This window comes from Clostridium luticellarii (assembly GCF_002995845.1).
Lineage (GTDB): Bacteria > Bacillota > Clostridia > Clostridiales > Clostridiaceae > Clostridium_B > Clostridium_B luticellarii.
The window spans coordinates 21,818-30,379 of sequence record NZ_PVXP01000041.1; the positions used below are offsets into that span (position 1 = coordinate 21,818).

9 protein-coding genes and 1 pseudogene are annotated in these 8,562 nt (G+C 33.1%); 4 read left to right on the top strand and 6 right to left on the bottom strand.

The genetic code is table 11. From position 1 onward, the window contains the following. Positions 1-224: 224 nt before the first annotated feature. The 3 genes and pseudogenes from CLLU_RS12490 to CLLU_RS12500 all read right to left on the bottom strand — a co-directional run bounded on the left by CLLU_RS12490 (position 225) and on the right by CLLU_RS12500 (position 3,209). Entirely contained in the window at positions 225-2,000 is a 1,776-nt protein-coding gene (locus CLLU_RS12490) for an oleate hydratase (protein ID WP_106010120.1), read from the bottom strand. 111 nt (positions 2,001-2,111) lie between these two features. Further along, a pseudogene (locus CLLU_RS19335) lies at positions 2,112-2,273 on the bottom strand (TetR-like C-terminal domain-containing protein); the annotation flags it as partial. 15 nt (positions 2,274-2,288) lie between these two features. Continuing rightward, a complete protein-coding gene (locus CLLU_RS12500; protein ID WP_106010121.1) occupies positions 2,289-3,209 on the bottom strand; it encodes a LysR family transcriptional regulator in 921 nt (306 codons plus the stop codon). 144 nt (positions 3,210-3,353) lie between these two features. On the opposite strand from CLLU_RS12500, the gene CLLU_RS12505 reads away from it, so the two are divergent. Together CLLU_RS12505 and CLLU_RS19545 are read left to right on the top strand one after the other, a co-directional pair. Continuing rightward, positions 3,354-3,866 (top strand): GNAT family N-acetyltransferase, encoded by a 513-nt coding sequence (locus tag CLLU_RS12505; protein ID WP_106010122.1) that lies wholly within the window; start codon positions 3,354-3,356, stop codon positions 3,864-3,866. 48 nt (positions 3,867-3,914) lie between these two features. Further along, on the top strand, positions 3,915-4,058 hold the full coding sequence (locus CLLU_RS19545; RefSeq protein ID WP_420536084.1) for a hypothetical protein: 144 nt from the start codon (positions 3,915-3,917) through the stop codon (positions 4,056-4,058). Positions 4,059-4,070: 12 nt separating this feature from the next. Here the strand turns inward: CLLU_RS19545 and CLLU_RS12510 are convergent, their stop codons facing one another. Next, complete coding sequence (locus CLLU_RS12510; RefSeq protein ID WP_242977605.1) at positions 4,071-4,610, bottom strand: GNAT family N-acetyltransferase; 540 nt, start codon at positions 4,608-4,610, stop codon at positions 4,071-4,073. Between the two features lie 214 nt (positions 4,611-4,824). Between CLLU_RS12510 and CLLU_RS12515 the strand changes: the two genes are divergently transcribed. Further along, positions 4,825-5,199 carry a DUF6483 family protein gene (locus CLLU_RS12515; RefSeq protein ID WP_106010123.1) on the top strand — a complete coding sequence of 125 codons (375 nt, stop codon included), beginning with the start codon at positions 4,825-4,827 and terminating at the stop codon, positions 5,197-5,199. Positions 5,200-5,563: 364 nt separating this feature from the next. Here the strand turns inward: CLLU_RS12515 and msrA are convergent, their stop codons facing one another. Beyond that, on the bottom strand, positions 5,564-6,046 hold the full coding sequence (gene msrA, locus CLLU_RS12525) for a peptide-methionine (S)-S-oxide reductase MsrA (protein WP_106010124.1): 483 nt from the start codon (positions 6,044-6,046) through the stop codon (positions 5,564-5,566). A gap of 408 nt (positions 6,047-6,454) precedes the next feature. On the opposite strand from msrA, the gene CLLU_RS12530 reads away from it, so the two are divergent. Further along, positions 6,455-7,159 carry a lysozyme inhibitor LprI family protein gene (locus CLLU_RS12530; RefSeq protein ID WP_158255922.1) on the top strand — a complete coding sequence of 235 codons (705 nt, stop codon included), beginning with the start codon at positions 6,455-6,457 and terminating at the stop codon, positions 7,157-7,159. 68 nt (positions 7,160-7,227) lie between these two features. On the opposite strand, the gene splB is transcribed toward CLLU_RS12530, so the two are convergent. After that, complete coding sequence (splB, locus tag CLLU_RS12535) at positions 7,228-8,235, bottom strand: spore photoproduct lyase (RefSeq protein ID WP_106010126.1); 1,008 nt, start codon at positions 8,233-8,235, stop codon at positions 7,228-7,230. Positions 8,236-8,562: the final 327 nt, after the last annotated feature.

An 8,562-nucleotide genomic window follows, 5' to 3' on the forward strand; every position in this document is an offset into this window, starting at 1 on the left:
AAGAAGCAGAGATACACCCGACCATTATTGACGGGAGTATACGTGACAATGAAACAAAAAATTAGTTAGTCCAAATATTTGTATTTTTTATTTGAAATGAAAAGCACCCTGATTACTTCTATCAGGATGCCATATATAAAACCATGTTTGACCGGATATTAATTTCTGCTCACAAAGTTTTATTATAAAATTTTGGATAAACTTTACCCATAACAATGATAAAATCAGATTACATGATATTCCTTCAACAGTTTTTCGATATCGGTGCCATCGAATTTTTTAAATACTGCCTTAAGCACCAATCTTTCAATCAATCGCTGATCCATATCCATAATCTTTTTTCCGTCCCGCAATTGAACAGTGGCTTTCAGCAGATCACGGACATCATAGGTGCTGCCCCAGACCTCAGGCACACCACGGTCGATATTCAGCAACGTATAGACAGCCTCCATCCCGGTGCGGATTGAATATTCGGTCGTAAAAATCGTGTCACGCACTGTCTCTGCGAACTGGCCGAGGAACGCAAAGTTCACGCTATCTTGCGGTACAACAGCGGGACGGTCTCCTGCGCTGCGCGGCATGAAAAAGGCAGTGACGTAAGGCATCATGCAAGGTACTGTATTGGCACTGTGTTCCGCCATATCTTCGATCTTGTTTTCCGGCACCCCCATATGGTATAGCCATTCCATGCAAATTTCTTTGCCAGTGCACTCACGCATGGCTTTTTTTACATAATTTCCAGGTTTGTCACTGAATAGTCCGTAAATCCAACCCACCAGTTGATCCTTCGGCTGGCTACGGAACTGCGGCTGACGGTTAAATGTCCAACTAAGCAGCCAATTGGAGTCCTTAACAGTTACAATTCCACCGGTAACCACCCTGCCGCTGAAAGGATCACGTTTGCAAATCTTGCGGATATAAGGTGGAATGCGATCATCCAGCGTTGTTACGGTTGCTGACATCCAGTTGCTCTGTTCCGAATCATAACAGAATTTATCCGGATGGCCAAATGATTGGTCTTGCACCGCAATCTTGCGCCACATGTCCCATCCCCCTCCTTTTTTAATCTCCGCATTAAAAGAAGCATGGTGGTTTTGATCGCCGAGAGATGAATTTTCAACACATCCTCCATTAGTGATAAATATCATATCATCTTCGGTAAGGTCAATGTTTTCCTCGTTACCATCCTGGATAATTGCAATACTTTTTGCCACTTTTTTATCTTTCTGAATGTCAAACTCCACATTCACAACTTTGATGCCATAATGAAACTGAACATCGTATGATTCCAGATATTTGATCATCGGCAGTATCATAGATTCATACTGATTGTACTTTGTGAAACGAAGAGCTTTGAAATCAGGTAAACCACCGATATGATGGATGAACCGTTTGATGTAGAGCTTCATCTCCAGCGCACTGTGCCAGTTTTCAAAAGCGAACATGGTGCGCCAGTACAGCCAGAAATTTGAACTAAAAACTTCATCGTCAAAAATCTCATTGATTCGCTTATCATACAGATCTTCATCCGGTGTAAAGAAGAGTTTCATGATCTCCATGGCTCCCTTGTCAGAAAGGCCGAATTTGCCATCGGTATTGGCATCTTCTCCACAATTGACTGTTGCACGCATCAGAGAGTAATTCGGGTCATGTTTATTTAGCCAATAATATTCATCAAGTACACTGACACCCTCGGCTTCTATGGACGGGATGGAACGAAACAGATCCCACATGCACTCAAAGTGGTTATCCATTTCACGACCACCACGCATTACATACCCGATGTTACTATACTGGTAGCCGTCACAGGCACCGCCGGGAATTGGGTCTTTTTCAAGAATATGAATTCTTTTACCATTCATTTGTCCATCACGAACAAGAAAGCACGCTGCTGCAAGAGCGGCCAGACCAGAACCAATAATATAGGCAGATTTGCGTTCAACTCCCTCGGGCTTTTCGGGACGTGCAAAAGCTTCATAGTTTCCACTAGAATAATACATAATCATGCCTCCATGTGCGTTATTATTTGAATTTACTACACTTCTAAGCTTACCCTTTATCAAAAAAATTACTATAATCAATAAAAACTCCATGATAAAACTTTTATCATATCAAGAAATCTGATGTACTTTATCAATACGGCATTTATTCAGAGCTCTTGTAATATCTCCCTCAATAAGTATACTCAGCTGTTCAACGATCTGCTGTGGATCTTTTATCATCCCTTTTTTAATCCAATCCAGCATCAGACCAACAAAGGCAAATTTGTAAAAATCAGATTTAAATTTTTATAAATTCTTTGGTGCAGATTCTATCAGAGACTTTGTTAAAAAATCAATATATGTCAAAAGTTCTTCCGACAAGAATATGTCATCTCGTTTTACAAAACCTACCTGTATTAAATTACTTCCTTCTAAAGGGATAGAGATAATATTTGGGTTCATATAATTTTTCACAATACAACCGGTCCCAATATTGTAGCCATTTGTATTTGATAGGATATTATTCATAGCACCTCGATCCTCCAAATAGAGTATTTTATTTATATTATCTAAATTGATAGCTTCTTCTGCAAAATGGAGCAGCACATCATTCTGCTGGTAAGTTAAATATGGATAATCCATTAATTGTTCTAAGGTAATCGATTTGAGATGAGCTAAAGGATGTTCTTTTCGAAGAAAGACATGTTGTCTAAGTGAAACAAGAGGAGTAAAAATTAGTGAATTTGAGATAAAACAGTGCTCAAAGAAATCCTTGTTTAAATCAGTCAGAGATAAAACTCCAAGTATACTTCTGTTGGCACACACGTCACTAATTACTTCGGTTGCCTTTCCTTCGCGAATTGTCAGTTGATATTTACGTCCATCCAAATAATTCATTAGATTTGAAGCAGCTTCTATGGCAAAGCCATAATGTTGAGAGGAAATAGAAAACTTTGTCAGATTCATTGTCTTCTGTTTATTAAAATGATAAACAACAGACTCTTCTTGTTCTAAAAGCATTTTAGCGTAAAATAATAATTCCATACCTTGTTTTGTGAATACAACACCTTTATTTGTTCTATCCAGGATGGTAATCCCTAATTCATTTTCCATTTCTTGTACCGCTTTACTTATAGTGGGCTGTGTTACATAAAGTGCGGCTGCTGCTTTACTTATGGAATTATGCTTGGAAATTTCCACTATGTAACGATATTGCTGAAGTGTCATGTTTGTACCTCTCTTAGCTTATTTTGTTGAATGCTCTGTCATAACTTTATTTTATAGCAAACCATTAATAAAATCAATTTTACGTTTTTTATTGGAAGATGCTAAAATATAGAAAAGCAAATTTATTGTAAGAGGGGTAAAAAAATGATACGGAAAGCAAGTGAAAAAGATCTAAAGGACATTTTGGAAATTTATAACGACGCTATATTAAACACAACAGCAATATATTCTTATAAGATTCAAACCTTTGAGTATGAAAAACAATGGTATGAAAAAAAGAAGCAAGATGGATATCCAGTGCTAGTATTTGAAAAAGATAACAGAGTTGTTGGATTTGCTACATTTGGCCCTTTTAGAGAATGGCCAGCATATAAATATACAATAGAACATTCCATATATGTCCATAAAAACTATAGGAATCAAGGCATTGCAACGGAATTAATGAAAGAGATAATAAAAATTGCTGATAAAAGAGAATATGCAACACTTGTCGCTGGAATTGACGCAGCAAATGAAGGCAGTATAAAACTGCATAAGAAAATAGGATTTAAGTATTCTGGTACAATAACAAAAGCAGGTTTCAAATTTGGCAAATGGCTGGACCTTACTTTTTATCAATTGAATTTAACTGGACCTAAAAGACCTTTAGAAGGATAACTCAATAATGAAAGAAGAGATTACAATTGGATTTATTTATAATCGGTTATACCTTTTGTAATTTTCCTTCTAACATTAAATTTTACTTTAAAAAAATATAATATATTCAATTGCATTCTAATATCAAGTACAGTTTGGATAATTTTTTCATCAATATTGATTATAATATGGAAAATTTTCAATATAATTTAGCACTTATTTCAATTATAATATATTATAATTAAGTAAATCAAGAGATGCATAAATTTTGTCTTCTATTAACTCCATCTTTGCATTATATTTTTGCCAAATTTTCTTAGAAGCCAAATTATGCTTCAGTATTTTGGCATTCAAATATCTTATTCCCTTTCTTTCGGCACAACACAGTATTTGTAAAAAAGCTTGGCTTGTATATCCTTTTCCCCAATATTTACTTCCAATCCAATAACCTATTTGCGCTTTCTTTTCTTCTATACTCTGATAACTCAATGATATCATTCCAATTGCATTGTCATTCAAAACAACAGCAAATATTTCTGAGTTTGTACTTTTAGCCCATTCATTATTGTGTTCCGCAAATTCATCTTTTGATATTATGCGCTTTTTTGAATCTAATTTGTTAAGTAATGCATCATCTGTATTCAATATTTCTATAAGCTGAACTGCATATTTGTCATTAATCTTCTTAATTGATATATTTTTTGATATAAAAGATGTAGTTCTTAAAATAGTTACAGCATTTAACTTTCCACTTATTTCATTCATGTGAAATGTCTCTTTTTCATTAATTTGAATTGCCTGGTTATTTTTATCAGGTACCTAGCTATAATTTGTAAAAAAGTAAGATATTATAGTTGTAATACAATAAAATATTTCATATAATAATTATATCATTATATTTTGGCTTTTATTATTAATAAATACGTTTTTTATATTTTCAGTGAATTTATGTATTTTTATAGGATGGTGAAATTTATAAATGTATGAAGAAGATTATATAAAAAGACTGATAAAATCCATTGGTCAAATGGCAGTTGCCATCGTTGCAGGACGAGATGCTGTACAAAGTAATATTAAGCTGGATAAATTTAATATATCCATTTCTGAAGATGGATTACTGGAAATGATGGTTAGAAAATATGTAAGTGCCGGTAAAATCAATGAAGCTCAAGATATGATAATTGAAGCCATAAAATCACATAGGTCAAAGCAGAATTATAATATAGCCTTATTATTTTACGAAAAAATCAACAAATGGGATAAAAATAAACTTAGCAAATGTAATTTCTCAAAGCAAAAAATAATAGAAGGATTAAAAAATATAAAAGAGGACTATTCCTCATTTCACCGTTAACATTCATAATATTACTTATTAAAGAAATAAAAAAATAGTAGCCCCGACTCGCAATTGGATGGTTACTATTTTTTATTAAATAATTAATAGTTATACCAGTTGCCTAAGCAACTAGATTGTATACTACAGGATGTTGACGCATCCTGTTTTTATTTTCTCTCTTTATATTTATATTATAACACACTTTGCAATTTAAAATCATATTTTTATAAAAATATATCCCGGAAAATACTTTATATTCTTTAATTTATTCCTGTGCTTTGAAATCAATTCGGAACCTTCATGGACATATAATTGACCGACTTTTAATTTCATAAATATTATTATAAAAATGCCTATCAAATTTATTCCCAATAAAACTGTTTCAGTTCATCAGCTCTTTTGGTATATGGCAATAGCCCCCTGGATTTTTCTCAAGATACTTTTGATGATATTCCTCGGCGTCATAAAAATTTTCAAGAGGAAGAACCTCTGTTACAATTCTTTCTGTATAATTTTTTTGTTGATCTTCTATGGATTTTTTTATAATATTCACATCATCCTCATCTACATAATAAATTCCGGTCCTGTATTGGTTTCCCCTATCATTACCCTGCCTATCTACAAGTGTGGGATCTATTACCTTCCAGTACATTCCAAGCAGTTCTTCAAGTTCTACAATTCGAGGATCATATTCTAAGAAGCAGGCTTCTGCAAATCCCGTATTTCCGCTGCAAACTTCTTCATAACCGGGATCTTTTACATTTCCATTTGCATATCCAACTTTTGTTTTTAAGACTCCCTTTTTGCCGTCAAAATACGCCTGAATCCCCCAGAAACATCCTCCTGCAAATACAATATTTTTCACAACTCACATCTCCTTCTCACTCATATAATTACTTCTGCATTCTCTGGTTTTAACTGAGCTCCTAATACTCTTTAGTATACGTTAAACTATTTAATTATAAAAGCTCTTGAGCATGATAAGTTAATTATCTTACATTTTATGTTGAAAAATTTAGACTTTATTAATTAAAATTTAACAGCTTTTATCATCTATAAGTTGTATAATATAACTTAATTATGGCAGCTGCATATTATATAAAATATAGTTTAATGCAGCCTTCTGCCCTAGAAGCTTGGGCTGATTTCTTTCTATTGACTTTCCATTGTCAGTGAAAGTAACTCCAGCTCATCAGCAGAATTTGACAGTAGAAAACCTCTATTCAAACTTACCCCAGATACCCCCAGTAAAGCAAAAGGAATGATTATAAAAATGAGAAAAAGTATAGGAATTATAATTTTAGTTTTAGCTTTAGGTCTAGCTGGATGTCAAAGTAGTACCACAAAAAGTGAAAACACTGAGTCAACAAAAAATTCTGCAAAAATTCAAAATACTGAATCAGCAAAAAATTCTGCAAAAAGTAAAAATATTGAGTCGCCAAAAAGTACTGCCGAAAACCAAAATACCGAGTCAGAAAAGAATTCTGCACAAGATCAAAATACTGAGTCGCCAGCTACCATAACAGATGGTACTTCAAAAAACGAAGAGAATACGAATTCCAATACTGAAGAAAAGACCAATTCCGGGACTTACCAGCCAAATAACAACCTGAATAAAGAAAACAAGAAACAGGAATATATAAATAAACTAGATAATATTGAATCAGGCTTTAAGGATTTCAGCAATACTGAAAAAACAACGGAAGATATGATAGATCACGCAAATGAAAGATATAAACAGTGGAACGCTGCTTTGAATGAAATCTATTATGATATATTAAAAGAACAGTCATCTTCCAGTGAAATGGAAAATTTACAAAATGAAGAAATTCAATGGCTAGATGAGAGAGATGCCAGAGCCAAAGAAGATTCATCTAAAATGAAAGGTGGAACAATGGAATCCGTATTATATACCAACTCCTTGGCTCAATCAACAAAAGAAAGATGTTATGAATTGCTGGACAAGTACATGAAATAACATCATTAATTCTGCCCCAATACAGATTATGGGGTACATCCTTTTCTTTTTATCTTTTTATCAGATCCTCATATTATATATTTTATACTTGATTTATCAAAGTATTTTCCGATATTTTCTTTAAAAAACTCTTTCATACAGCTTAATTCATTATCTCTGTATACATACTTGCCATACCCAAACTGGCCATACTTAAATTTCCTCATTTCTTCTTCCATAGGCAGCATTGTTTTAGGATACACCGTTAAAATATTTTCTTTTGCTCTTCTGGTGAACCTATGGGATATTATTTCAAAAGATATTGATGAATCATGAAAATTATTTCCTATATCATCTATGATATTCCCGTATTCAGTTTCCCAATCAGGATACAAAAATACTGGTGCAATTATAAAACCAACATTATACCCGGCACCTAGAACTTTTATGGCTGCATTCATTCTATCTTTAAATTTAGGAGTCCCATGTTCAAATTCACTTATTATTTTATCTGTATTTATGCTGAATCTTATGGTGGTTTTCCCGTTATGCTTTAAATTGAGAAGATTATCTATATCAGTAAACTTAGTCACAAATTTAAAATACCCGTTTTTACTTTTTCCAAAGTGTAATATGCATTTTCCCAGATTCCCTGTATAAGGCTCAACAGGAATGGGATCGGAAGTTGCTGCACCTTCAAATACTGTCACATCCGGCAGCCTCTCCTCAATATATTTATCTGCTCTATTTAATATCTCATCTATATTTACGTAAATCTTTGTATAAGGTTTCTTGCCCATTTTAGTATTAAGATAACAATATTCACACATTCCCATACAGCCACTTACTAATGGTAATTGATACTGTGCAGAGGGCTTACAGGATTGAAACTTATAAGACTTTCTAATTCCTACTACCAATGTACTTTTACCTTCAAAATACATTTCAGAAGCTGTATTCCCTGGTATCTGCGTTATTCTTCCGCTTTTAGAAAATAACAATTCCACATCTTTATGCTTAAAATATTCCATTATTTTTTTCCCTGTTCTATATTCCAACGCTGCATTTTCAAATACAACTCTTTTAGGCTGAAACAATGTCATTCACCTCAAGAGTATTATGTGCTTATAAATAAAAACAATACACCAGATAGCAACAATCTTACTGCCTTATCTGAAATAAAAAAATAAACACCTGGCATCAACCAAATGCTTATTTCTCCCTCTAAGTATTTTCCTTAGGACATATACTATTATATATGTAAATTATTACCAAATCAAGTGTTTATTACTTTTTTTTAATTAAGGAAGTGTTTTTGCTCTACTATACTTTTTTTTATAAAGTTTTATACATCTGCAATATATTTACTGGTAAATTTATTATTTAATTACTTAAATTATATTTAAATTAATTAAATTCCATAT